General features: G+C 38.8%; 20 protein-coding genes. 4 read left to right on the top strand and 16 right to left on the bottom strand.

Features of this window, described 5'->3' with window-relative positions:
- Window positions 1-91: 91 nt before the first annotated feature.
- Window positions 92-1567 carry an amino acid permease gene (locus tag Q8S11_RS17585; protein ID WP_305663428.1) on the bottom strand — a complete coding sequence of 492 codons (1476 nt, stop codon included), beginning with the start codon at window positions 1565-1567 and terminating at the stop codon, window positions 92-94.
- A gap of 205 nt (window positions 1568-1772) precedes the next feature.
- A complete protein-coding gene (locus tag Q8S11_RS17580) occupies window positions 1773-4007 on the bottom strand; it encodes a sodium-translocating pyrophosphatase (protein WP_305663427.1) in 2235 nt (744 codons plus the stop codon).
- Between the two features lie 286 nt (window positions 4008-4293).
- Here Q8S11_RS17580 and Q8S11_RS17575 point away from each other — a divergent pair, with 286 nt between their 5' ends.
- On the top strand, window positions 4294-5712 hold the full coding sequence (locus tag Q8S11_RS17575; RefSeq protein WP_305663426.1) for an APC family permease: 1419 nt from the start codon (window positions 4294-4296) through the stop codon (window positions 5710-5712).
- Between the two features lie 147 nt (window positions 5713-5859).
- Window positions 5860-6612 carry an SDR family NAD(P)-dependent oxidoreductase gene (locus Q8S11_RS17570; protein WP_305663425.1) on the top strand — a complete coding sequence of 251 codons (753 nt, stop codon included), beginning with the start codon at window positions 5860-5862 and terminating at the stop codon, window positions 6610-6612.
- Window positions 6613-6705: 93 nt separating this feature from the next.
- Here the strand turns inward: Q8S11_RS17570 and Q8S11_RS17565 are convergent, their stop codons facing one another.
- The 11 genes from Q8S11_RS17565 to cmk form a co-directional block, all read right to left on the bottom strand.
- The gene (locus tag Q8S11_RS17565) at window positions 6706-8061 is read right to left on the bottom strand and encodes a folylpolyglutamate synthase/dihydrofolate synthase family protein (RefSeq protein WP_305663424.1); all 1356 of its coding nucleotides are present in this window, start codon (window positions 8059-8061) and stop codon (window positions 6706-6708) included.
- Window positions 8062-8089: 28 nt separating this feature from the next.
- Window positions 8090-8911, bottom strand: coding sequence for an energy transducer TonB (locus Q8S11_RS17560; RefSeq protein ID WP_305663423.1), 822 nt, complete (start codon window positions 8909-8911; stop codon window positions 8090-8092).
- Window positions 8908-9306, bottom strand: coding sequence for a biopolymer transporter ExbD (locus Q8S11_RS17555; protein ID WP_305663422.1), 399 nt, complete (start codon window positions 9304-9306; stop codon window positions 8908-8910). The genes Q8S11_RS17560 and Q8S11_RS17555 overlap by 4 nt, the downstream gene beginning before the upstream one ends.
- Window positions 9303-10001 (bottom strand): MotA/TolQ/ExbB proton channel family protein, encoded by a 699-nt coding sequence (locus Q8S11_RS17550; RefSeq protein ID WP_305663421.1) that lies wholly within the window; start codon window positions 9999-10001, stop codon window positions 9303-9305. The genes Q8S11_RS17555 and Q8S11_RS17550 overlap by 4 nt, the downstream gene beginning before the upstream one ends.
- 2 nt (window positions 10002-10003) lie before the next feature.
- Window positions 10004-11074 carry an SPOR domain-containing protein gene (locus tag Q8S11_RS17545; protein WP_305663420.1) on the bottom strand — a complete coding sequence of 357 codons (1071 nt, stop codon included), beginning with the start codon at window positions 11072-11074 and terminating at the stop codon, window positions 10004-10006.
- Between the two features lie 45 nt (window positions 11075-11119).
- Window positions 11120-12799, bottom strand: a complete 1680-nt coding sequence (locus tag Q8S11_RS17540) for a TonB-dependent receptor (protein ID WP_305663419.1) — start codon at window positions 12797-12799, stop codon at window positions 11120-11122.
- Window positions 12799-15831: a tetratricopeptide repeat protein gene (locus Q8S11_RS17535; RefSeq protein WP_305663418.1), complete on the bottom strand. Its 3033-nt coding sequence runs from the start codon at window positions 15829-15831 to the stop codon at window positions 12799-12801. Before Q8S11_RS17535 ends, Q8S11_RS17540 begins: the two co-directional genes overlap by 1 nt.
- A gap of 153 nt (window positions 15832-15984) precedes the next feature.
- Complete coding sequence (locus Q8S11_RS17530; protein ID WP_305663417.1) at window positions 15985-16926, bottom strand: aspartate carbamoyltransferase catalytic subunit; 942 nt, start codon at window positions 16924-16926, stop codon at window positions 15985-15987.
- Window positions 16926-17468, bottom strand: coding sequence for a bifunctional pyr operon transcriptional regulator/uracil phosphoribosyltransferase PyrR (gene pyrR, locus Q8S11_RS17525; protein WP_305663416.1), 543 nt, complete (start codon window positions 17466-17468; stop codon window positions 16926-16928). The genes Q8S11_RS17530 and pyrR overlap by 1 nt, the downstream gene beginning before the upstream one ends.
- Before the next feature lie 187 nt (window positions 17469-17655).
- Window positions 17656-19662 (bottom strand): 30S ribosomal protein S1, encoded by a 2007-nt coding sequence (gene rpsA / locus Q8S11_RS17520; protein ID WP_305663415.1) that lies wholly within the window; start codon window positions 19660-19662, stop codon window positions 17656-17658.
- A 191-nt stretch (window positions 19663-19853) separates the two neighbouring features.
- Window positions 19854-20543, bottom strand: coding sequence for a (d)CMP kinase (gene cmk / locus Q8S11_RS17515; protein ID WP_305663414.1), 690 nt, complete (start codon window positions 20541-20543; stop codon window positions 19854-19856).
- Window positions 20544-20644: 101 nt separating this feature from the next.
- Here cmk and arfB point away from each other — a divergent pair, with 101 nt between their 5' ends.
- A complete protein-coding gene (gene arfB, locus Q8S11_RS17510) occupies window positions 20645-21055 on the top strand; it encodes an alternative ribosome rescue aminoacyl-tRNA hydrolase ArfB (RefSeq protein WP_305663413.1) in 411 nt (136 codons plus the stop codon).
- Window position 21056: 1 nt separating this feature from the next.
- Here arfB and Q8S11_RS17505 read toward each other — a convergent pair whose 3' ends face one another.
- The 3 genes from Q8S11_RS17505 to lon form a co-directional block, all read right to left on the bottom strand.
- Window positions 21057-22022, bottom strand: a complete 966-nt coding sequence (locus tag Q8S11_RS17505) for a lipid A deacylase LpxR family protein (protein WP_305663412.1) — start codon at window positions 22020-22022, stop codon at window positions 21057-21059.
- A gap of 61 nt (window positions 22023-22083) precedes the next feature.
- Window positions 22084-22596: a hypothetical protein gene (locus tag Q8S11_RS17500; protein ID WP_305663411.1), complete on the bottom strand. Its 513-nt coding sequence runs from the start codon at window positions 22594-22596 to the stop codon at window positions 22084-22086.
- 60 nt (window positions 22597-22656) lie between these two features.
- The gene (gene lon, locus Q8S11_RS17495; RefSeq protein ID WP_305663410.1) at window positions 22657-25131 is read right to left on the bottom strand and encodes an endopeptidase La; all 2475 of its coding nucleotides are present in this window, start codon (window positions 25129-25131) and stop codon (window positions 22657-22659) included.
- 261 nt (window positions 25132-25392) lie between these two features.
- On the opposite strand from lon, the gene Q8S11_RS17490 reads away from it, so the two are divergent.
- Complete coding sequence (locus Q8S11_RS17490; protein WP_305663409.1) at window positions 25393-26007, top strand: tetratricopeptide repeat protein; 615 nt, start codon at window positions 25393-25395, stop codon at window positions 26005-26007.
- Window positions 26008-26233 lie beyond the last annotated feature (226 nt).

The following is a 26233-nucleotide window of genomic DNA, read 5'->3' as shown; positions in this document are numbered from 1 at the left end:
TTCGAATCTGTTCTGATAGTTTAAAATCAGACCAAAAGCAAAAAGGTTTCAGACTATGTCGGAAACCTATTTGCTTTAAAATATGCTTTGTTTATTCTCTGTCTTTTTCAATAATTTTGCCATCCCTTAACTCACGAATCTTACTGTGTTTTTTACCATATAAAAAATATAGGAGTACACCCATCGCCATCCAAATAAATAAACGGAACCAGCTTTCACTTGGTAAAGTGTACATCAGATAAAGACAGGTAATGATTCCCATTATTGGCACGAATGGTACGAAGGGAGTTCTGAATGGTCTGACTGCATTAGGCAATGATTTCCGAAGCACCATTATTCCAATACAAACGAGTGTAAAGGCGAATAATGTACCAATACTTACCATATGCCCCAGATCAGAAATCGGAACGAATCCTGCAAACAGACTTACAAAAACCAGGAAGAATAAATTGGTTTTCCATGGGGTACGAAATTTAGGATGAACCACAGCAAAGAATTTTGGCAGTAGGCCATCTTTGGCCATGGTATAGAATACCCGGGACTGTCCCATCAGCATAACTAATATTACGGAGGTATAACCTGCCAGAATCGCAATAATTAAAGCGTCCTGCAGGAAGGTGTATCCTGTCATTGCAAATGCTGTTGCAGCTGGTTTTGCATCGCCCGCGAAGTCTTTATAATTAACAAGACCTGTCATAACGTGTGCAAATAATACATAAAGTATAGTACATATAACCAATGAACCCAGAATACCTATTGGCATTCCTTTTTGTGGATTTTTTGCCTCCTGAGCCGCTGTTGAAACCGCATCAAACCCGATAAATGCGAAAAATACCACGGCTGCTCCTGTGGAGATACCAGTCCATCCGAAATTTTCAAATTTTCCGGTATTCTCAGGAATATATGGAACATAATTTTCAGGGTTGATATGGCTCCAGCCTAAAGTAATGAACATTAATACCACTGCAACTTTAAGAATAACGAGTGCATTATTCATAGTTGCTGACTCCTGTGTGCCCCTGATCAAAACCAGTGATAATACGCATACGATGAAGATCGCCGGGAGATTGATTATTCCACCTTCTATGACTGTTCCATCCCCAAGTTTCATAGTTTCCCAGGGGGATACAATGAGCTCATGTGGTAAATTAATATTATACTTATGCAATAACTCAAGAAGGTATCGCGACCAGCTTACAGCAACAGTAGCTGCACCTAAGGCATATTCCAGAACAAGGTCCCATCCAATTATCCAGGCCATAAATTCACCCATTGTTGCATACGAATAGGTATAGGCACTACCTGCAACCGGTATCATGGATGCAAACTCTGCATAGCATAGTCCCGCAAACGCACAGGCAAATGCTGCCAGAGCGAATGAAATGGTTACTGCCGGCCCTGCATTCTCTGCTGCAGCTATTCCGGTTAATGAGAATAGGCCCGCTCCAATGATTGCACCAATTCCAAGCGCAACGAGATTTAAACTGCTTAGTGAACGTTTTAATGTGCCTGCACCCGTTTGGTTGGATTCGAACAGTAACTGTTCTATGGATTTTTTGTGGAACATATAAATTGGTTTAGTTAATAATATTTAATTGGAGTTTGTTTTTAAAGATTTCAAACGTAATTAATTTAATTGGAATAATGAAACCTACATATGATTGAAATTGATTCCCAAAACATAGCTGTCTGGACGGTTTAACAAATTGTTTTAAAGCAAAAAAGCAGAAGAAATTTTATTAAACTCCTTCTGCTTTTTTTTATTTTCTTAATTATCTGCTGATTGAATCAGTTGTATTGATTAAAGTATCAATTACCGTTTTTCCAGATTGGTCAACAGCACTGATCATCTTAATCTCTTTTCTGACCTCAACTTTTACCTGATGGGAGTTGCCGGTTGAAATATGTGGGGCAATAATCAGGGAAACAATTGACATTAGTTTAATCAGAATGTTCATCGAAGGGCCTGAGGTATCCTTAAATGGATCTCCAACTGTATCACCTGTAACCGAGGCTTTATGCGGTTCCGATTTTTTATAGTACATCTCACCATCAATTTCAACACCCGCTTCGAATGATTTCTTTGCATTGTCCCATGCACCTCCTGCATTCGACTGGAACATACCCATTAAAACACCAGATACAGTAACACCTGCAAGCAAACCACCCAATACCTCTGGTCCAAATGCGAAACCAATGATAATTGGAACAATTAGTGCTATGGCTCCAGGGAGCATCATCTCACGGATAGATGCTTTGGTAGATATTGCAACACATTTTTCATATTCCGGTTCTGCTTTGTACTCCATAATACCAGGGATTTCACGAAACTGTCTTCTAACTTCGTTTACCATGTCCATTGCTGCTCTACCTACTGCAGAGATACATAAAGCTGAGAAAATGAATGGAATCATACCTCCAACAAATAGTCCGGCAAGTACATCAGCTTTATAGATATCGATCTGATCAATACCTGCAACTCCAACAAATGCCGCAAATAAGGCCAGTGAGGTTAGTGCTGCAGATGCAATTGCAAAACCTTTTCCGGTTGCTGCAGTTGTATTTCCAACAGCATCCAGATTATCAGTACGTTCTCTTACTTCTGGGGGCAGACCACTCATCTCGGCAATTCCACCCGCATTATCAGCAATTGGCCCGAAAGCATCAATTGATAGTTGCATTGCTGTAGTTGCCATCATTCCTGCGGCTGCAATTGCAACACCATAGAAACCTGCAAAGTGAAATGATCCATAAATACCACCGGCAAGTACCAAAATAGGCAATACTGTTGATTCCATACCTACAGAAAGTCCTGCAATAATGTTGGTAGCATGTCCTGTCGAAGACTGGCGAATAATGCTCAATACCGGACGCTTGCCCATTGCAGTGTAATATTCAGTAATTAAACTCATCAATGTGCCTACAACAAGTCCTACTATGATTGCGTAAAACACATCCATTTTGCTGAATTCGAAACCACGGATAATCATATTATCAGGAAGCATCCAGGTCACCGCAAAAAACGAAACAATTGCAGTTAAGACGATGGATGACCAGTTTCCCATATTGAGGGCATTTTGAACACTGTCGGTTTCTTTGCTGATTTTAACAAAGGCAGTGGCTACAATCGATAAAATAAGTCCAAGACCAGCGATTAGCATTGGTAAGAGGATAGGAGCAATTCCACCAAAGTTATCAACTGAAATGATCTCACGTCCAAGGATCATTGTTGCAAGGATGGTGGCAACATAAGATCCGAAAAGATCGGCACCCATACCAGCAACATCACCTACGTTATCACCTACGTTATCTGCAATAGTTGCAGGATTACGTACATCATCTTCAGGAATACCAGCCTCCACTTTACCTACTAGGTCAGCCCCAACATCAGCAGCCTTAGTATAAATACCACCTCCAACACGTGCAAAAAGTGCAATGGATTCAGCACCAAGGGAAAAACCGGCTAAAACCTCAAGTGCTTTTTCCATTTCTTTACCATTGACACTTGCACCAGTATTAATAACATATATCTGATAAAATACAATAAATAAACTTCCTAAACCAAGTACAGCAAGTCCGGCAACACCAATACCCATTACACTTCCACCGGTAAATGATACTTTTAAAGCACTTGCTAAGCTGGTTCTGGCTGCCTGAGTAGTACGAACATTTGCTTTGGTTGCAATATTCATCCCGATATATCCTGCAAGAGCAGATGTAAAGGCACCAATAATGAAAGAAACGGCAATAACCCAGCTTGAAGTTTCAACCAGGGTACCCGAATAAGCCAACAAAATAGCGGCAATAGCAGAAAAATATCCGAGTACTTTCCATTCTGCTTTCAAAAAGGCCATGGCACCATCTGCAATATAACCAGAAAGTCTTTGCATGTTCTCGTCTCCGGCATCCTGTTTAGTAACCCATGCTGATTTAACAGCCATTACTATAATACCGAAAACACCCATTGCAGGTATTAAATAAATTAAATTGTCTTGTAAAAACTCCATAGAAAGTCCTATTTATTATTGATATTTTTTCTTATACGAAGCGCAAAAATAGCAGGCTTATTCTATTAATCAAATATTGAAATTCATAATGTTATGATATTCAGTCCTATTTATCAACACTTATTAGTATATCTATTGATTATGAGGTAGTTATATAGATTATTTATTTGTAAATATTGTTGTTTTTTTTTTAGCTATTTAAGAATATATTCATTTGGATGAAAATAGTTGGGTATGAGGTATATTTTTAGTGTAAGTTTATTCTGGAATCAAATTTATTATTGGCATGAATGAAACATTGGGGCAAAATGAAATGAAGCGTGAGCTTGGTCTGCTTGATGCGACTTTACTGGTTGCAGGAAGTATGATCGGATCAGGTATTTTTATTGTCACTGCAGATATAACCCGAAATGTAGGCTCTGCTGGATGGCTGATTGCTGTCTGGCTGATCACTGGTTTGATGACATTAATTGCTGCAGTGAGCTATGGGGAATTAAGTGCCATGTTTCCAAAAGCTGGAGGACAATATGTTTACCTGAAAGAAGCTTATAATCCGCTTGTTGGATTTTTGTATGGCTGGAGTTTTTTTGCAGTAATTCAAACAGGAACGATTGCGGCAGTAGGGGTTGCCTTTTCTAAATTCACAGCCTATCTATGGCCGGCTGTAAGTGAGGATATTGTCTTATTTACTTTGGGCACAATATCAGTTTCCCCTGCCCAGGTTCTGGCCATTGGGATTATTATTTTGCTGACTTATATCAATACCAAAGGGGTAAAAGGGGGTAAAATTATACAGACTTCCTTTACCTTGACAAAACTTGTGAGTTTATTTGGATTGATCATCTTTGGTTTCATCATGCTCAAACCGGATATATGGGAGGCCAACTGGGTCAATGCCTGGAGTATGCAAAAATTAAATGTTGACGGAACATTAGAATCGTATTCCCTGGTGGCAGCCCTGGGTGCTGTAGCTGCAGCTATGGTAGGTTCTATTTTCAGTAGTGATGCATGGAATAATATCACCTTTATTGCAGGTGAGGTCAAAAATCCCAAACGTAATATCGGGCTCAGCTTATTTTTAGGTACCCTGATTGTTACCCTGATATACGTTCTCGCGAATTTGGTTTATATGGCGGTTTTGCCACTGCAGGAGATAGCAACGGCTGATAAAGATAGGGTTGCAGTTGCAGCCTCCAGTGTCATATTCGGAAATATAGGCACTGTAATTATTGCGCTAATGATTATGGTATCAACCTTTGGATGTAATAACGGATTAATTCTGGCCGGGGCAAGGGTTTATCATACCATGGCAAATGATGGTTTATTCTTTAAGAAAACTGCATCGTTAAATAAACATGCCGTACCTGAATTCGGTTTATGGCTGCAATGCCTGGTTGCATCAGCACTTTGTCTGAGCGGAAGGTATGGGGATCTTTTGGATATGATCTCTTTCGTGGTTGTCATATTTTATGTTCTGACGATTATTGGAATATATATATTGAGGTCTAAACGTCCTGGTGCAGAGAGGCCATATAAAGCCTTTGGGTATCCATTCCTGCCTGCTATTTACATTGTGATGGGGATTTGTTTTTGTACCCTTCTCATCATCTATAAGCCAAATTTCACATGGCCCGGCCTGATCGTTGTATTAACCGGTGTTCCTGTATTTTACATGTGGAAAGCTTTTGCCAAGAAAGGGGTATAAACATCGGATGTTTAATATCCATTATTTCAGACTTAATAATATGTATTTTCTGAGTAAATATGACTAATACTTTGAAATCAAGTGATCTGGGTCATGTTCCTGATTTTTGTTTTTTCGACATTTGTATAATTCTAAAAATCATATTCTATGGAAAGTTTGAAAGATAAAGTTGCAATAATTACCGGATCAGGATCAGGTATTGGAAGGGCAGCAGCAATTTTGTATGCAACAGAAGGTGCCAGGGTGGTAGTTTCTGATATAAATGAAGAACATGGGATTGCAGTTGTTTCAGAGATCAATAAAGCTGGGGGGCAGGCTTTTTTTATAAAGGCGGATACCAGCAAAGCCGAAGATAACCTGAATCTGGTTGAACAGACGGTTGCGAAATATGGTGCATTGCATATTGCAGTTAACAATGCGGGGATTGCCGGCCCATTAAGTAATGTTGCTGATTATCCTATTGATGGCTGGCAAAAAGTCATTGACACAAATCTATCAGGAGTTTTTTACGGATTAAAATATCAGATTCCTGCAATGATGCAGTCGGGTGGAGGTAGCATTGTCAATATTGCATCAATCCTGGGTGCTGCAGGGACCAAATTTTCACCAGCCTATGTAGCAGCAAAACATGGTGTTGTTGGTTTAACAAAAGCCGCCGCCCTGGAATATGCAGATCAGAAAATCCGGGTCAATTCAGTTGGGCCGGCCTATATTAAAACACCTATGGTAATGAATGCACTTGATGAGGCCACACTCAATGTGATAAAAGGAATGCATCCAATTGGCAGATTGGGAGAATCAGAAGAAATCGCAGAGCTTATTCTTTGGTTAGGATCTGATAAATCTTCCTTTGTTACCGGATCTTATTATCCAATTGATGGCGGTTATCTGGCACAGTAAAAATTGTGGCAGGAATTCATTTTCAATGCTTCATGGCAAAATAAAACCTGAAGCATTTTTTTCGCACTTAATTTTTTAAGCATCCACCAGTGTTTAAACCACTTCTGCAACCACAAATGTACTGCCACCAACAAAGATCAGATCATTCTTGCCAGCATTTTTTTTTGCTGTCTCCAGCGCATCTGATACTGAAGAATAATATTTACCATGCAAATTATAGGCTTGGGCTTCATTTCTTAACTCAATTGCCGGTTTTGCTCTTGGTAAATCAGGTTGACAGAAGTAATATTTTGCATTTTTAGGAAGCATTTTCAAAATTCCGGAGCTGTCTTTATCGCTGAGCATTCCGATAACCATATGAAGCTGATCAAAGGAGCATTGTTCTATATTTTTTAGCACTTCCCTAATCCCATCTTCATTGTGTCCGGTATCACAGATAACTAAAGGAGCTTTCTGTAACATCTGCCAACGCCCCATTAGCCCTGTCAGGGCCTTTACCTGCCTTAATGCATCAATAATGTTTTGCTCGGCTATTTGATAGCCAAAATCGTGTAACTGCTTGATAGCGCTTAATACACCGGCAAGGTTTTTTAACTGGTAGATTCCTGTCAGATCCAATTCCAGTGTATTAAAGCCGAAATAGGATGGAACTGAATCATTTTTCTGTTTGATGTCTACTTTTAGCAGTTCAGGTAAATTTGGTTGAGGACTACTCTTTTTTATAAGCCATACTTCACTTGCAAATACTATTTTGGATTGCTGTTCTGCTGCCTTTTTTATAAAAATGTCTTCTACCTCATCCTGTTTCTGACTGATGATTACCGGTACTTCTTTTTTTATGATTCCGGCCTTTTCCCCGGCTATAAGTAGAAGTGTATTTCCCAGAATATTCATGTGGTCGAATGCAATATTGCTGATCAGGGAAAGTTGCGGATGGATTACATTGGTTGAGTCGAGCCTTCCTCCTAAGCCAACTTCAATTACTGCAATATCGACTTTATTGATCGCAAAATGATGGAAAGCCATAGCGACAGTAACTTCAAAAAATGAGGGTTCAAGTCTTTCAATAAATTCATAATTATCGTTCACAAATTGCAAAACATCAAGTTCTGAAATCATTTCACCATTGATGCGGATCCTTTCCCTGAAGTCTTTAAGGTGTGGAGAAGTGTATAAACCGGTTTTATAACCGGCAGTTTGGAGGATTGCCGCTAGCATATGTGATGAAGAGCCCTTTCCATTGGTTCCACCAATATGTACCGATTTAAATGTATTCTGAGGTTCAGAAAGATGGGTGCAAAATTTTTCGGTATTGATCAGATCAGCCTTTATTGCATCAGCACCCAGCCGCGAAAACATCGGAAGACGGGAGTATAAATAGGAAATTACATTTGAGTAAGAATTAAAGGGCCCCTCAGGCTTAAGATTATCAGAGGTATTTTCAGGCATATTCATTGATCAGCCTAGATAAACGGACTTATTTTACCTTGAAGTTGAACATAACCACGCCAATCTGTACCTCTGGAGCAGATTCAAGCTTATTCAATGAAGATCCGATGACAGCCAGACGGCATTTTTCCCATATTTCTTTGTCAGATAAAGTTGTGCCTTTTACTCCCGGAATGGCGTTTACCACGACTCCATTTTTATCTACAAAAATCCGTACAGCTACTCTGCCATATTTCTGTCCATTATCTTGAGGAGGGGTCAGATTAGTGAATCTGCGGCTCTTCAGGTCGAGACTATAGGGGCCATTGCCTGACCCTCCTTCACCATAATCCGGCGATAATGGGTCGCCATTAGTACTTCCCTGATTTCCAGCAACTGTACCTGTACCATCACCTTTTCCTAATCCATCGTTCTGTTTACCCTTGTAGAGGGCATTTTGATTCACAACAGGTTTATTTTCTTTCGCAGGAGTAGTGACAGCTGGAGCTTTCGCACTACTCTTTTCTTTTGTTATAACTTCGGGGGCATCTTCATTATCCTGGGTGGCAATTGCTTTGTCAGAAACTTCCGAATTGGACTCCGTGGAAGTAGTTTTATCCATAATTACCTTATCAGGAGAAGTGCTGTTCGCATCGGGCGAGCTAGAAGGCTCTTCAACGCTCATATAATCATCGCCCATGCCGAACTCAGAAGTGCCATAATTCACAATTATTCCACCTGTACCGGTATCAGGCTCAACTCGGCTGGCGATAATAAAATAACTGATCACCAAAAAAGCAAGCATTATACCGCTGGAAACGGCATATGCTTTCGGGTAATTATTTTCTTCCTGTCGACGGTATTCGATCATTTCTTTGTTTCTGTCGCTAAAACAAGTTTTACCTTTAGTTTATTTGCAATATCGGTCAATTCGATCACATTTTCAATGGCAATGCTGCGATCGGCATACAATATGATGGTTAAGTCAGGTGCTGCCTTTTGATAGGTTTCTATGCTTTGAAAGAGATTTGCCGCGTCAACCTGTTTTTTCTCAACAAAATATTCCAGATCTTTTGTTATTGATACATTGATCGTTTTCTGAGGAATGGATTGTCCGGAATTTGATCTTGGTAAAAATAACTTAACCACATTTGGGTTGGCAACAGCTGATGCCAGCAAAAAAAACAGCAGCAGGAAAAACATGATGTCATTCAATGCTGATGTGTGAACCTCAACGTGCCCTCTTTGTCTTTTTCTTAAATTCATTTGCCGGGCTCCTCTAACAAGTCAATAAATTCAATAGCATCGGTTTCCATTTTAAGGATAATCCGGTCTACCATAATATTCAATATATGATATAGAACATAAGCAATTATTCCAATAATCAATCCGGTTGCAGAAGTGATCATTTTCACATATAGACCTCCCGATATGGTTCCTATTTCAATAATTCCCTTTACAGAAACCTCATGGAAGATCGTAATTACACCAATAATAGTACCAACGAAACCGAGCATTGGTGCAATTCCGGCAATAATACCAAGTATGCTTATGTTTTTTTCGAGCTTCGATACTTCCAGTTTTCCTACGTTTTCAATAGCACCTTCAATATCTTTTATTGGCCTTCCGATACGCAGCAAACCTTTCTCCAGCATTCTTCCCAAAGGCGTGTTACTGTTTCTGCAAATAGCGAGTGCAGACTCAAGTTTAGCCGATTTAATACTCTGCTTAACTTGTAACATAAGATTCATTTCATCTTTGGAGGCCTTGCGTATAGTTAAATATCGTTCCACAAAAATGACCAGACCAATAAAAGCCAGAATTGCGAGCGGCAACATTACCCAGCCCCCTTTGAACAGGAGCTCAATGAACCTTAACTCTTCACTGGTTGGCATTGTTTGAATGGTTGAAGCTGCGGCATCAGCTACCGGGTTTAATGTGTCAATTTGCAGTAATAACATTCTTATGGATTTTTTAACGGTTTAACCCTGGCTATCCAGGCATCTTTATTTATCTCTTTTTGAATTCGATTAAGTTCAATAGTAGCCGGCTCTTCTTCACTAAACGTTCCAAGGCTGATTTTAAGCATTTTTCCTGGTAAATTCTCAACAATTTTTGCCTTTATACCTCTTGAATCCATTTCCTTTATATAAGTCTCTGCATCAATTTTTCTCGAAAATGCAGCAACAATAATTTCGTAGCTTATATCCTGGTTGGCAGCCGGAATTTTTTCTTCAAGTGATGCAACAGTTGCCTGAGCTTCAATATTAGTTTTGGATTCTTCCTGAATTTCCGTTTTTATAGTCCCGCTACTATCAAGCGGCTCAACAATAGAATCTAATACTACAGAAGCAGCCCCTGAATCGGTCATAGTTTCAGGTAAAGCTGCAGGTTTAGCTTTTGGGTATATTATGTCTTTTACAAAATGATTGAAACTCTTGTCAAAATAGAATAAGGCAAGCAGGGATGCAATAATTGCAATAAAACTGATCATTAGAATTGGCACAAGCCTGGCTTTAGGTGCCTGTTCAAAAACTTCTTCTTCAGATTCGGGATTTTCAGGCTTGTATTTATTTTCATGAACCTCTGTTTGGATATCTTTTTGCTCTATCAGAGGACCTGCAGCTACATTTAGCTCTGGAATTGGTTTTAAACCATAAAATTTATCAGCAATTCCAAAACTGTCGGAAGGCTTGAAAGTCAGGTGATTATTCCTTTTATACAGGCTGCCAAGGTGATTTATTTCCACTGCATCAGAACCATTCAGTACATCAAGTATAGTTTCGGTGAACTTCTTGATCAATTCTTCTGAAGACGAAATACTAAGGCTTCTTTTCAGGCTGATATATTCACTTAATCCTGAAAAGTTGAAGACATCTTCTTTAAATGATAAATGGTAGGAAGGTGGATAAAATAAATTACTTTGTTTATCATATGTACCGGCAACCCTTTCTTTAAAAAAAGTACCTAAACCAGCGACGCTTACTTCATCCTGCTCACCTAACAATTCTGCGATGTAAAGTCCGATCTCCATTGGGTGGTAAAGTTAATTTTTAATTCTCATTAGCCAAAAAATGGATCAGAATGCATAATTTATTCCGCCCAATACATTCATCCCCAGCCTTGGATAATAAAGAAATCTTTGATATGACTGTCCGGTAAGGTTATTAGCCCGTAAATATACCCCGATTTTATTGTTCACCTTATATTCTGCCCCGGCACTTATGTCAATGAAGCCATTTAAGCTTTTTGATGTAAATGTTCCAGGGGTACCATTTACCCTGGCGTAGACCTCTTCCTGGAATAACAATTCTGCATCTATGAATACTTTTCGGTTTATCTGAAACCTTGCATTTGACATCAGTCTGAGCTTAGGTTTGAACCATGCTTCTTGCTCTGAAGCCAACTGATAATCAAAGAGTTGTGCCTTAGCGGTCAGGTTCAGAAATTCTGATGCTTTAACATTGATCTCACCTTCAAGTCCGAGAATCTTACTTTGCCCATTGTCGTAAATAGTTTCAAATCGGTTTACGAGTGCCTGACTGTTTACAAATAATTGAAGATCCTCCATTGTTTTGTACCAGGCCATTATTTTATAGCCGAATTCAGCACTGGCATTTCCTTTTACACCACCATATATATTCATTTTCTCAAGGGAATTTTTTATGCCGATATTCTTATTCAGGTAAGGATTCTCAAAGGCAAGATCTCTCAGATTTGTCTTTAAAACATCTCCGTTGACACCTGCAAATATCGTAGCATATCCCATTATGATGGGAAGTTCGGCTGCAACTGCCGGGAAAATATTAAGCCTTGACTGTGTACCGAATTCCTGAACAATATTTGCTCCAAGATTCAGGTTAAAACCACCTGCACTTAGCTTTATGTACGGGTTGGCTCTCAGAATATTGTTTCCGACCTTATAAGCGAGGTCTTTTGTAGAAGTTAAATCTATTGAAGAGTTTACACCGATGTTTGATTGTTTTACAACTTTATTAAGTGATCCCTGAAGTAATACTGAACTTTCACGGGCATCATCAATATTACTGAACTGGTAAGCATTGATATTTGCAGAGTAATTGAATGTGGAAGATTCAGAGTAATTGTTTGCGATCTCTGCTTCGGCACCGATTGTACTGAAGCGTTGTTTACTCATATCGGCAGGTATCGAAGAAACCGGATCAAAACCATAAAAGTTAGTGGCATTTCTATCGTAGATCAATCTACCGCTTAATGCATAATCATCTGCGATTGATCTTCCAAACAAGCCGAATTCCTGTTTTGAAAATTGCTGCATATCCAGATTGCCTTTTTGTGAAAGGTGTTTAAAAAACGCTCCGCCCTGCAAAGCTTCATCCCTGCCTGTATTGAGATAGACCTCACCTAATGCTGTATTGAAATTTCCGGCACCTGCTTTTGCGTAGTTATTGCTCTGAACTACTGGCAGTTCATCCGCCATTTTCTGTGCCTGTAATTCCTTGATATTGGAATTCAGGTCCAGTTTTTTATCGATTATTGTATAAGTTAGTACAGGTTTAAATGCCGCAACTGTATTCATGTCAGGATTCCGTCTGATTTTAACAGCGTCTGCCAGAACCGGTTTATATGGCCGTACAACCTCAATTTCTTCGAGAAGTGTTGCACCGCCAGGGGGCTGCTGAGCCGGTGGATTCTGATCTTTTTTGTCCTGCGCACTGGTCAATACCGATAAACTAAATAGGCTTAAGAACAGAGAATATTTAAAAGTATTTGTATTCATTATTTAGTGCGTTTATTCAGTAAATCCAACTTTTCTTTAGCCAGCAACAGAATACCATCTTCTTTTACATCATAATTTTCAATGATACTTTGAAGAGTACTCTTTGCCTGAAAAATATCCTTCATTGCCACATAGTTGTCTGCGATAAGGATATATGTTTTTGCAACCCAGTAATCATGAGAAGGCATTTTATTAGTCAGATCAAATGCAGTTGCAAGTGATTTTTTATAGTCACGTTTTTTATACTGGAGATCTGCCAGGATATACTTCGCTTCTGCGCCCGTAACAGTTTGAGTCTTATCTGCAATAGCTTCTATTTCTTTTACAGCCTGAACCGTATCACCGATAGCCAGATCCGCTTTACCGGCATAAAGACCTGCCCTGAAGATATCTTCTTCAGACGATTTATCAGATTCCCTGATGAATTTGACATATTTAAGGGTTTCATCAGGCATGTTCATACTGGAATAGGCTTCCATCAGATTGTTGACTGCGAAATTGTAATTTGCTTTGTACTCTGAGGTTAGCTCCAGTTTTTTCAAATGAACTATGGCTTCGTTATACTTTTTCTGAGCGATGTAAATTTTCGCAATACTCATAAGTGCTCTTTCTGTATAATCGCTTGTCCAGTCGTTCAGTATATATTCGTAATCAGGAATAGCTTCATCCGGACGTTTCAGTCGTACCAGACTTTCAGCCCTGATAAATCTGGCATGTTTATCATGAACACCTTTTGGAAACTTATCAAAATAGGCATTGACAGATTCAAAAGTACCCTGATAATCACCGTTTAAAAAGCGGTTGTTTGCAGCCTGGAAGGTAATGTAGTCCTGTTCATAAGAACTAAGGTTTCCAATACTTGTACTGTTTGCATAATCCAGGAATCCTGATGCATCCGATCTTTGCAGATATATATTCTTTATAGACTCAAGTGCAAGTTTGGCTTCATCAGTAGTAGAGTATTCACTGATTACGCGTTTAAAGGTAATCAATGCAGATTCTTCCTGATCCTGATTTAACTCAACCAGTCCAATAGTGATCAGGGCTCTTGGTACATAACTGCTTCGCGGATATTTTTCAATTAATGAACTAAGATCAGCTTTTGCAATTTCGTAATCGCCTTTGATAAAATAGGTATATGCAATTTCAAATCCGGCGTCATCCGAATAATTGGACTTCGGAAATTGTTTTAATAAAGATTGATGAGTTGCAATTTTTAAATCATTCTGTCCTTGTAAACCCTGGATCATACCCCGTTGAAACATTGCATAATCCTCACTAGATGTTTTATAGGAGATAATCCGGTCATAATAGCCTAATGCATCACCATAATCTTTTAATACAAAATAGGAGTCGGCTAGCCGAAGTACTGCATCATTGATAGTATTCACATCTTTTTCATTCCCTTGCAGGAATCGCTTGAAATAGGTAGCTGCTTTTCTGTAATTTTCATGTTCAAAAGCAGCATATGCCAATGCATAATGTGCAAAATTGAATACATCGGTTCTTTTTGCAGCCGGAAGAGTCATAAACTTCTCAAAGTTGTCAACCGATTCACCAAACTTCCTGACCTCGTACATCGCTTCTGCCAGCCAGTAGGTTGATAGGGCATGGATCTCATTGTCTACCGCATTAGTATTTGAGCGCATGAACATGGAAATTCCATTCTGAAATGCCCTTTCATTATAGTATTCAAGTCCGCGGAAATAGGTAACTTTTTGATAGACAGCGTTGGCCTCCCGGTTTCTATTGGGAATGCTCTCGAGGATATCAATTGCATCTTTGTAATTTTTTGTGCTGAGCAAGATTTCACCCAGTAGAATTTTAGCTTCATCCAGCTTTTCTGAATAGGAGTATGTTTTAATGAATTGTTGGGTAGCGTCTAAAGCAACCTGATGAAAATCAAGTTCATAGGATAATTTCGCATAATTGAATAAACCTTCTTCCTGTAATTTTTTATCATAATCTAACCTTGAGGCTTTAAAAAAAGCACTTCTCGCACCTTGTTTATTATCTGTTTTTAGAAATGACTCGCCCAGAGCAATCATTCCACTCTGGAAATACTGATCTGTTGTTTCCAGTTTTTCAAGCTCAACTATTGCATTCTTGTAATCTTTTAGTTTATACCAGGTATAACCAATCTGATAATTATCCTGATTGTTTTGAGTTTTACCCTGATCATTTTGCTGAAAGTTTTTATAATAAACACCTGCATTAGTGTAATCAGACTTTGCAAAGTATGAAGCACCTACTATCCGGAACATTTCTGTTTCATAGACTTGTTTAGTAGAATTCAATATTGGTATCGCATAGTTTAGCACATCATCATAACGCTGATCCAGGAAGTACATCGCCGAAATATAATAGGGATAACTAGTTTCATAAGATTTTGACCCCTTTAGTCTTTCAAACTCAGTTAAAGCAGTTTTGTAATCCTTTTGCAGGTAGCTGATATAAGCATAGTAATAGATAGAGAGCTCATTATACGTGCTTTTCTCGTTTCTCAATTCAGCAAATATTGGTTTTGCTTTATCATTGTCTTTGATTTCGAAATAAGAATAAGCCAGTTTATATCTGTATTCTGAAGATTCTTTTCCGGAAATATTATTTCCTTCGAGTTTTGTTAGCCATTCTATGGTTTTAGGGTAGTTTTTCTTTGAAAAATAGGATCTTCCAAGATGATAATAAGCGAGTTTAGTGTAATTGCTTGCCGGATACTTATTGATAAAATCGATAAATAAAGATTCTGCATCACTGTTCCCTAATTCAAGGGCACAAAAAGCTATATAATACTGGGAATTTTCTTTTATCAGACTTAATTCCGGATTTAATTCTGCCCGCACAGAGCTTTTTTGTTCAAATTTGCTTGCACGACCAAATTGTTGTGCTGCTGCGGCATATTTTCCCTGATCCAACAATTCTATTCCACCTTTATAGAACTGATTTATTTCAATCCATGCCGTATTTTGAGCAAAGAGTGGGGTGGCTAAAAATGTAAGCAGTAGTGTGAAGATTGCGTATTGTCTGAGCATAAGTAACCAAAATAATATTCGCTAATTTAATCTAAAGGCCCTAAGGCTATTCACATTAGTAATTAACATGTGTTGAAAACAGAGTATTAACGGAAAATAGTAAATGATGTTATAGTAGATGAGATAATCAGTAAAATCAGGTCAACAATTGAGTTACTTGTTCCCCTGGTTCGCAAGTAGATATAATACAGCCATCCGGATAGCTACCCCGTTTTCAACCTGATCAAGGATGATTGACTGCTTACTATCAGCAACGTCGCTGGTGATTTCGACCCCCCGGTTGATAGGGCCGGGATGCATTACGGTGATTTCCTTATCCAGTGAGTTAAGGATATGCTTATTCAAACCATACATCATGGAATATTCCCTTAAAGATGGGAAGTATTTAATATCCTGACGTTCGAGTTGTATACGAAGCATATTTGCGACATCGCACCAGTTTAAAGCCTTCATAAGGTCATGTTCAATCTTTACACCCAATGTTTCAATATACCTGGGGATTAGTGTACTGGGTCCACAAACCATTACTTCAGCACCTAATTTGTGGAGACAGAGAATGTTTGAAAGTGCAACGCGTGAATGAAGTACATCACCAATAATGGCAATTTTCTTTCCTCTGACTTCTCCATATCTCTCCCGGATCGAAAAGGCATCAAGAAGTGCTTGTGTAGGATGCTCATGCGCACCATCTCCCGCATTCACAATCTGGGCCTTAACGTGCTTACTTAAAAATACAGCAGCACCAGGATAGGGGTGTCGCATAACGACCATGTCAACTTTCATTGACAAAATGTTATTCACTGTATCAATCAGGGTTTCCCCTTTACTGACAGAGGAGGAAGATGCAGCAAAATTTACTATGTCTGCAGAAAGCCTTTTCTGAGCAAGTTCAAAGGAAAGACGTGTACGTGTCGAGTTTTCAAAGAAAATATTCGCAATGGTGATATCCCGCAGGGAGGGTACCTTTTTAATGGGCCGGTTCAATACATCTTTAAAGGTATCGGCAGTTTCAAAAATCAATTCAATATCTCTGGTAGTGAGATCCTTAATTCCCAGCAGGTGATTAGTGCTTAACGTTTGAATTGGTTCTGCCATTATTTTTCTGATAGTAAGATTACTTTGTCCTCTTGATCAGTTTCTTTCCAGCTAACAATAACTTTTTGTGAGGCAATGGTGTCAACCTTAATTCCGATATAATCGGCTTCAATTGGTAAGTGCCTTGAAAAACGCCTGTCAACAAGGGTTAAAAGTTCAACCTTTTCTGGTCTTCCGAATGATTGCAAAGCATCCATTGCTGCCCTGATGGTTCTGCCGGTCCAAAGTACATCATCCACCAGGATTACCTTTTTTCCTTCAATAATAAAATCGATTTCTGTGCTGCTTGGTATCAATAATCCATCCTTGCGACGGAAATCATCCCTGAAAAATGTTATGTCCAGATTTCCGCTTTCAATCTCAACCTTGGGAAGACTGATTTTTAGTTCTGTGATAATACGTTTTGCAAGAAAAATTCCACGCGGCTGAATTCCTAATATGACAGAGTTTTCAAAAAGATTGTGATTTTCTATTAATTGATGGCAAAGGCGCTGTATGGTGATCTGGAATTTCGGACCGTCAAGCAGGGTGAGTTTTTGCATCTTGGTTTAATTTGAGCAAAAGTAGGGAAAAAAGCTAAAAGCTGAAAGGATTAAGCTAAAAGTTTACAGGTAAGTTTTAGATGCTAAGGAATTGAGAATGGAGACCCGAAAGCTTTCGGGTGGAGAATGAGTAAAAACAAAAAAAGCCCTGATTTTCATCAGGGCTTTCAAGAATATAAGATATAGCTTATTCTGCTTTTTCTTCGGAAGTTTCTGCTGCTTCAGTACTTGCAGCTGCATCCTCTTCAGTTTTCTTAGCTTTCTTGGCTTTGCTTTCTGCACCTTCCATCTTCTCTTTCAATTGTGCCAATACACCCAGATCACCTAAAGTTGATTTTTCAACAGACTCTTTTACCTTTTTAACGGCAGTAGTTGTTGCTTTAGCTTCTTTCTTTTTAGCGTTGAACTCTTCTTTGCGCTCTTCAGCTTTAGCCTCTTCCCAAATACGGGCATGAGAAACTACAATACGCTTAGAATCTTTATTAAATTCAATGATTCTGAATTCTGCAGTTTCTTCAGCTTTAACTGAACTGCCATCTTCTTTTACCATGTGTTTAGTTGGAGCAAATCCTTCAACACCATATGGTAGAGCAATGATAGCACCTTTATCAGTAACTTTTAACACAGTACCTTCGTGGATTGAATCCATTGTAAATACAGTTTCAAAAGTTTCCCAAGGATTTTCCTCTAACTGTTTATGGCCTAAGCTCAGTTTACGGTTAGCCTCATCAAGTTCTAAGACAACTACATCAAGTTCTTCACCTACTTTAGTGAATTCATTGGGGTGATTAACCTTCTTAGACCAGGAAAGGTCAGAAATATGAATCAATCCGTCGATACCTTCTTCAATCTCAACAAATACACCAAAATTGGTCATGTTCTTAACAACAGCTTTGTGCTTGCTTCCGATAGGGTAGCGCTCACCGATGTTTTTCCATGGATCCGGAGTAAGTTGCTTGATACCAAGGCTCATTTTACGTTCGTTACGATCTAAGGTCAAAACCTGAGCTTCTACCTCGTCGCCAACTTTCAGGAATTCCTGAGGGTTACGAAGATTTTGAGACCATGACATTTCAGATACGTGAATCAAACCTTCAACACCCGGAGTAATTTCAAGGAATGCACCGTAATCTGCAACAGTTACGATTCTTCCTTTAACTTTAGATCCGATCTCTAATGCCGTATCTAATGCTTCCCAAGGGTGTGGAGTTAATTGCTTTAATCCTAATGCGATACGTTTTTTCTCGTCATCAAAGTCTAAAACAACAACGTTGATCTTTTGATCAAGGTTTAATACTTCACGTGGATGTTCAATACGGCCCCATGAAATATCAGTTATGTGTAATAAACCGTCTACGCCACCAAGGTCAATAAACACACCGAAATCAGTAATGTTTTTAACTGTACCTTCAAGTACTTGTCCTTTTTCCAGTTTCGCAACGATCTCAGTTTTTTGATTTTCTAAATCGTCTTCAATCAACACTTTGTGTGATACTACAACGTTTTTGAACTCATGATTGATTTTAACAACCTTGAATTCCATTGTTTTACCAACGTAAATATCGTAATCACGAATAGGTTTGATGTCGATTTGCGATCCCGGAAGGAAAGCTTCAACACCCATAATGTCCACAATTAATCCACCTTTTGTACGGCTCTTAACAAAACCAGTAATGATTTTGTCCTGATCCAAAGCTTCATTGATTGTTTCCCATGAACGCTGGGTTTTTGCACGCTTACGGGATAATACTAACTGACCGTTAGCATCTTCCTGTGATTCTACAAATACATCAACGCTGTCACCGATTTTAAGGTCAGGTGTATCACGGAATTCAGATAGTGATACTAAACCATCAGATTTAAACCCAATGTTCAATACTACATCTTTGTTGTTGATTGATACAACAATTCCCGAGATAATCTCGCCCTTATTAATCGAATTAAAAGTCCCTGCATACATTTCTTCAAACTTTTCACGGTCTGCTGCACTGTAATTTCCGAACCCTTTGTCATCAGCATCCCAGTCGAAATCGCCTGTAGGGGTGATGAGTGTTTTTGATTTGATCTCTTCGATCGACACTGAATCAGCTTCTGATTCAATGGTTTCCTTTTGTTTAACCGTAGTGGTTTCTTCGCCCTGAAGCTCCGCTTGTTTAGCAGTCAACTCCTTTTCGGCTTCTAGTTTTTTGGCCATTAATTAATTTATCTCCTTTTTCCGATCATTAAATCGGACTGCAAAGGTAGAAAATAAGATTTTTAATAAAAAACATTTCTATGCTTTATTTTAATTAAATCGGAGGGGTCTGGGTATTTAAATCTTTGGGACGACTGGAATCCTTGGATTAAGCCTCTCTGTTATGAAGGCTTTTATTGAATAGAGAGGTATTATTCGAGGTTTTTATCTGATAGCAATGGCCTTATATAAGTTAATGCGAATTCCAGTTGCATTTCCTGGTTAATTGTTGAATTGTCAAGTACAATGGCATCTTTTGCCTTTGATAAGGGACTTTCTTCCCTGGTTGTGTCCTGATGGTCTCGAAGTGCAAGATTCTCATAGATTTCTTCTAAACTCACCTTTTCTCCCTTATTTATCAGTTCTTTATAGCGTCGTTCTGCACGAATATGCGGGTCGGCAGTCATGAAAAATTTCAGTGTAGCATCAGGAAAGACTACTGTACCTATATCACGACCATCCATGATGATGTTTTTGGATTTACCCATTCTTTGCTGCTGTTTTACCATTTCTGTGCGAACAGCTTTGATTGCACTTACCTGACTCACTTTCTCTGATACAGGCATTTGTCGTATTTCTTCAGATACATCTTCCTCATTTAACAGTACTAAAGTCTGTTCATTATGGTTATCCAGGTTGATATTGATATTATCCAGAGCGGTATTTACAGCAACAGGATTGTTTAGGTCAATTTTATTCCGCAGGAAATAGAGCGTTACAGCACGGTACATCGCACCGGTATCTATGTAAATAAAATGCAGCTTTTTAGCCAGGGCTTTTGCAATTGTACTCTTTCCGCAGGATGAATAACCATCTATGGCTATGACTATGTTTTTGCTCATCACTGCAAAAATAGAATTTGCTTTCGATTTCCGGTTGATATTATTTTGAAAGGAGCTGCTATAGGATGCTATTTATTATTCAGTAATCGATAATTTTGTTCATGGAATTTGCGGTAAAGGATTTGATTAAGGAGGTTAGCTTCAAAACTTCCAGAAGTGGTGGCAAAGGTGGTCAGAATGTGAATAAGGTTTCCTCAAAAGTGGAACTGAATCTCAATATTCAGGCATCCGGGTTATTTACCGGGGAGCAGAAGCAAATTTTAATGAAAAAACTTGCTAATAAGATAAATTCTGAAGGAATATTACAAGTTATAACCGAGGAGGAGAGAAGTCAGTTGCTTAATAAACAGAAAAGTTTGGTAAAACTTCAGCAATTGATCAAAAATGCCCTATTTGTGCCTCCTGCCAGAAAAGCTACAAAACCCAAACATTCAGCTATTGAAAGCAGGCTCAGGACAAAACATTTAAATGCGCTAAAGAAAATAAGCAGAAGGGATTTTTTTAGAGAATAAACTATTCTTTATTTAACCTGTAAAATAGGGCCATAGAGCCGTATTGATGAGGTTTTGCGCTACTTTTAATCTCCCTTGATTTGAATATAACAGAAAAATCAGCTGTCCATCTGTTTCTTGAAAAAATAGCACCGGCCTGCTGACTGAAAACCAGGGGTTTTGCATCAAAGACCACAGGTCCTTTTTCATTCCTGAACATACCACCCTTGATCGTTGCGTCATAAGCTATGAAATGAAGCATGGGTTTTGCGTAGAAAAAAAATTCTTTTTCAACTTTTGATTTGCTATTATTTGAAACAACGCTTTGGGTACTTGCAGAGCTATGTAGTGGATTTATGGCACCCGTACGGAAAAGTATTCCGGCACCTGCACCGGCAAAAGTGTTTCCGGCATTGAGATAAGAGCTTACACTAAAATCTGTTTTTTGGGACCCCAGCCTACCGATAAGCTTTTGAAATTCCAGGCTCGAATTGATCCCTAACTCATTATTAACCTGCCATTGCCAGCCATCAATTTCATAAAAACCAAATGTATTGTGCAGGAACTCCTGGGCCTCTTTCCCTTTTGCTGATGGGCCAATAGTTCCAATCTGCATTTTTAATTTGAGATTGCCTTCAGAATTATAAAGGAAATTGATAGCTCCGCCTACATAGAGATAAGCTGCGAAAGGCCGGTCAATAAAATCCGGATTCATAATACTTCCTGTTTGCGGATTAAACATTTTTTGCCCGGATTCAAGCTCCCAGATAATTTTATTCAACTTTGGGTTTTTTATAGCCGACTGATCGATGGCACTTCTGTACTTCACAAACAGGCCATTGGTGTAATATCTGTCCTGGCCTTGTGCCAGATAGGAATCATTATCACTTCTAAATCCCAATTCACTTTTATAACTATTGTATTGAGCATTTGATCTCAAAAATGTAAGACATAACGCAAGAGTTAATAACAGGAGTATTTTTTTCATTCAGTTATTTAGAGTAATATGTTTAGAGGGAATTAAAACTGTAAACATCTTGTATTATAGATTAAAAACTGTAACCTAAGCTTAAACCAGCGTAGTATGGAATAAAAAAGTTTTTGTTGAAAACCGGAGTAATTCCAGCCCTAAGTGAAAAGCCGCCATTCGAGGGCTGTAATCGGTATGAAAAGCTCATAGTACCAATTACATTGCTATTATTATCATCAAAAAAAAAGGAATTTTCAGTACCGCCTGTAGCCATAAATGTTGCTCCAAGACCCATTTCAAAAAAATGTTTCCCCTTGCCTAAAAGATAATTGAGGGATAATGGTACAGTGGTAGCATTATCTCCGTCTATGGCAACATAACCTATTCCAACCCTCCCGCCTAGCCCATCCCTTCGGTTGGAAAAACGTGTATCATAATTGGCGGTGAATAATAAGCCCTGCCCACCAAGTTCAACAAATATATTTTGCGCTCTTTTTTCAGGTACTGAAGATTCTGCTCTGTTTTCCTGCGCTCTTGTATTACTTATTAGCGAAATACAAAAGATTAATATTATAGTAATTCTGGCTATCATAATCTGAATTTTAGATAGGTGCACAATAAAATTAAGATTATTACAGAATTTCTTGACAAATTAATGCACTTCAGCTAATTTAGTCTTTAAAGAAAGATCTATTGCATCCTTTACCTTGTCTTTACTCAATGCAAGCTCAATTACTTCCTTCATTTCGGTCACATAATGAAAGTTTAAGTCTTTAATATAATCCTCCTTAATTTCAAGTATATCTTTTCTGTTCGATTTTGATAGAATTATCTCTTTAATATTTGCTCTCTTTGCGGCTAATATCTTCTCTTTAATACCACCAACTGGTAGCACTTTACCACGCAGGGTAATTTCGCCTGTCATTGCCAGATGAGGTTTGACCTTGCGTTGGGTGAATGCCGAAGTAAGTGCCGTGAGCATGGTAATCCCTGCCGATGGGCCGTCTTTAGGTGTTGCTCCGGCAGGAACATGCACATGGACATCCCATTGGTCAAATAAACGGTTATCTATATTAAATTTTGATGAGTTGGCTCGTAAATAGGCCATAGCAATTGTTGCAGATTCCTTCATTACATCCCCCAGGCTCCCGGTCATGGATAATTTCCCTTTCCCGGGGCTAAGACTTGCTTCAATAAACAAAATATCCCCGCCCACCTGGGTCCATGCCAGGCCAGTTACTACGCCGGCAACTTCATTGCCTTCGTACAAGTCCTTGTCGTAAATTGGCGGACCAAGAATAGTTTCCACATCGGTTTTACTGACTGCCGGATTATAATCAAGATCCATTGCAATTTTGGTCGCAATTCCACGTACCAGTGAACCTATTTTCTTCTCAAGGCCACGAACTCCGGATTCTCTGGTATAGTCTTCGATTACTTTTTCAAGAACCTGATTTTTAAGGCTGATATCTTTCGCTTTAATGCCGTGTTGTTCACGCTGCTTTGGTAAGAGATGCTGTTTGGCGATCTCAATTTTCTCTTCAATGGTGTAGCCGTTTACTTCAATAATCTCCATCCGATCCAGTAAGGCCGGTTGAATAGAACTAAGGTTGTTGGCAGTTGCTACGAACATCACGCTCGACAGGTCATAATCTACTTCTACATAGTGATCGTAGAATGCATTATTCTGCTCAGGATCAAGCACTTCGAGAAGTGCTGATGATGGATCACCCCGAAAATCATTGCCAACTTTATCTATTTCGTCAAGTACAAATACCGGGTTTGAACTGCCCGCTTTTTTTATGGATTGGATAATACGACCAGGCATGGCACCGATATATGTTTTGCGATGGCCTCTGATTTCCGCTTCATCCCTGATTCCACCAAGGGCCATGCGGACATATTTCCTGCCTAAAGCCTTCGCAATTGATTTACCAAGTGAGGTTTTTCCTACTCCCGGAGGGCCTACCAGGCAAAGGATCGGCGCCTTCATATTATGTTTTAATTTAAGTACAGCGAGGTATTCAATAATTCGTTGCTTTACTTTATCCAATCCATAATGATCCTTTTCAAGGATTTTAACGGCACGTTTAAGATCAAAAATATCCTTAGTGAAATCATTCCATGGAAGATCCAGTAATAGCTCGAGATAATTGATTTGAATCGAATAATCTGCTGCAGCAGGATTCATTCTGGCCAGTTTCTCAATTTCTTTGTTAAAGTGAACGGCTGCCTCTTTACTCCATTTTTTAAGCGCGGCACGGCCTCTCAGGTTTTCTAACTCAAGGTCGGGGGAATTTCCTCCGAGCTCCTCCTGGATAGTTTTTAACTGCTGATTCAGGAAATAATCCCGCTGTTGCTTATCCAGGTCAACACGCACTTTCGACTGTATCTGGTTTTTTAGTTCCTGCATTTGCAGTTCCTGGGTTAAATGCACCAGAACCATTTTTGCCCGATCATGAAGGTTAGCAACTTCCAGCATCTGCTGTTTTGCAGAAACCTCAGCATTCATATTTGAAGAAATGAAATTGATCAGGAAAGATGAACTTTCAATATTCTTTATGGCGATACCGGCTTCACTTGGAATATTCGGGGAAAGCTGAATAATTTGCATGGCCATCTCCTTTATAGATGCCATTAGTGCCTTAAACTCCTTGTCGGCCTTGGGACGAACCTCCTCAAACTTCTGTATACTGGCCTTAATATATGGGTCGCTCTGTACCTCTTCATTCAAACGAAAACGCTGTTTACCTTGAATAATCACCGTAGTGTTCCCATCAGGCATCTGAAGCATCTTAATTATCAGCGCAACTGTACCTACCTGATTTAATTGTTCGAATTCAGGATCTTCAATTCCTACATCCTTTTGAGACACCACTCCAATTATTCTTTCACCACGATATGCATCTTTAATCAGTTTGATTGATTTATCCCTCCCAACCGTGATCGGAATTACCACACCCGGAAATAATACGGTATTGCGTAAAGGCAGTATCGACAAAATGTCGGGTGTTTCTTCATTATTCATTTCCTCCTCATCTTCCTGTGACATCAGTGGAAAGAACTCGGTATCTTCACTAATTAAAGGTAAAGTGCGATTGAAATCAAAATTATCGTAGTTACTCATCTATATCTTAATAACGTCATTATGACAGTTGAATTTTCTCAAAAGCCGATTAAATCAGCCTGAAAACTAAAAGTGCAAGGTATGTGCCAAATCCCTGTATTTAATAAAATAGGCAGATAAAAAGAAATATACAGACAAATTTTCTGACATGTTTTATTAATTTGGCATAGTTTGTTTCTATCAAGAAACTAAATTCGTACATTTAAAATATTAAATATAAAGGATCGTTATTGCTACGAAATTAAACTGTCACCAATTAAAATGAGATCATTTTCAGGTTTACTAATTATTCTATTAACAGCGAATATTGCTTTCGCTCAGACCGCTTACCACAAAATGGGCCAGAAGGCTCTGATTGACGGGGATTTCAAAGCTGCCGTTTCAAACCTTGAAAAAGCACTTGCGAAAGACTCAACTGATTTAAATACCTTGTATATGTTAGGGTACTCTTATTATCATGCTGCAAGGTATAAAGAGTCGGTGAATACCTTCAATAAGGTCATTGCCTTAAAACCTTCTGAAAATAGTGCCTATTACTACAGAGGCAAAGCCAGTAATATTATGGCAAATGATACAAAGGGTATTGCAAATGCCGATAGAGAGAAACTGCTCCTTTCTTCTATCAAGGATTTTTCGAAAGCAATTGACCTGAACGCCGATGATGTTAAATTATATCAGAACAGGGCGGTAGCTTACCGGGATTATGGTGTACTTAAAGGTCAAAAAATTCCTGGCTTATACGATAAGAACAAAGCAACGGGTTCCTTCAGATCCTGCATTTCAGATTTTGAAAAAGTATTATCAATCACCCCCGACCGCAGGGATATCATTACTCAGTTGGAAGACGCAAAAATATATCTTCAGAATCTGAAATAGTATTATCAATACAGTTTGAAAACCCGGCATGTTCCGGGTTTTCCTTTTATTGAAAATTTAGGATATTCAGATTACTCATTTTCTCCAATGCTTAAATCAATCAGAAAGTTCGAAAATCTTCATATTGCATGCTGGTTACTTAAAGACACCTGTTGGGTTTTGGATTTGCGGATATTTGGGTTAATTATGATCTTCCCTACACTATTCCTCGCTTTTTTTATCACAT

This window comes from Daejeonella sp., assembly GCF_030695525.1.
Classification (GTDB): domain Bacteria; phylum Bacteroidota; class Bacteroidia; order Sphingobacteriales; family Sphingobacteriaceae; genus Daejeonella.
This window is presented reverse-complemented; position numbering and strand designations above follow the sequence as displayed.